Genomic DNA, 867 nt, shown 5'->3' on the forward strand with positions numbered 1-867 from the left:
GGTTCGAACTGCGGGGAGTCTCCGCGCTGTCCAGCCGTGATCACGATGGACATGGGCTTCTGGCCCTGCTCGATGGCCAGATGCAGCTTGGTGGTCAGGCCGCCGCGCGAGCGTCCCAGACCGTGATCGTCCGGCTCGACGGCGGCGCCACCGGGCGGCTCGACCTGCAGATCCCCCTTTTCCTCGCCCCGGCAGCGTGCTGGCGGGCCCGGCACACAGTGGAGTCGATGTTGAGGTCCCAGGTGATGAGCTCCCTGGCGTCGGCCTGGGCCTGCAACTCGCTGAAGATCCACTGCCAGGTGCCGTCCCGCTGCCAGCGGCGGAACAGGTCGTACACCCGCGCCCACGGCCCATACTGCTCCGGCATATCCCGCTACGGGGCGCCGGTGCGGGTGCGAAACCGTATGCCATCGATCAGCTGCCGCCTGGTCCATACCGGCGGACGACGGCTTCTTGCCCACGGGCAACAACGGCTCCAGCCGGGTCCACTGCGTACCCGTCAGATCTCCACGCGCCATCCATTGATCATCACAGACCATGATCTACTTCTGGGCACAGTGCCGATGAACGAGAAACCGAGGTCATGACCAGCCACTGCTGCGAGGCGATGAGCCGCCGCGTGAACGTGCCCTGCGACCAGCACAACGACACCTTCGCCTGTCCGGACGCGCTGATCAAGTTCAGCACCAAGTTCCAGGAGTACGGGCTGATCATCCACGACGGCGGCACATCGAGCATCACTATCGACTTCTGCCCCTGGTGCGGACGACGCCTCCCCGAATCACAGCGGGACCGATGGTTCGACGAACTGGAACGCCGCGGGATCGATCCGTGGGAGGACGAAGTCCCAGCCGAGTTCCAGGACGA

General features: G+C 65.6%; 2 protein-coding genes. One reads left to right on the forward strand and one right to left on the reverse strand.

What is annotated here, in order from left to right; genetic code table 11:
- Positions 1-94 precede the first annotated feature (94 nt).
- A complete protein-coding gene (locus tag LCE31_RS39985) occupies positions 95-367 on the reverse strand; it encodes a hypothetical protein (protein WP_225023226.1) in 273 nt (90 codons plus the stop codon).
- Positions 368-583: 216 nt separating this feature from the next.
- On the opposite strand from LCE31_RS39985, the gene LCE31_RS39990 reads away from it, so the two are divergent.
- The coding region (locus LCE31_RS39990) for a DUF6980 family protein (RefSeq protein ID WP_225023227.1) at positions 584-867 on the forward strand (284 nt) is incomplete at its 3' end.

Origin of the sequence: Streptomyces sp. 8L, from assembly GCF_020176795.1 — a bacterium.
Lineage (GTDB): Bacteria > Actinomycetota > Actinomycetes > Streptomycetales > Streptomycetaceae > Streptomyces.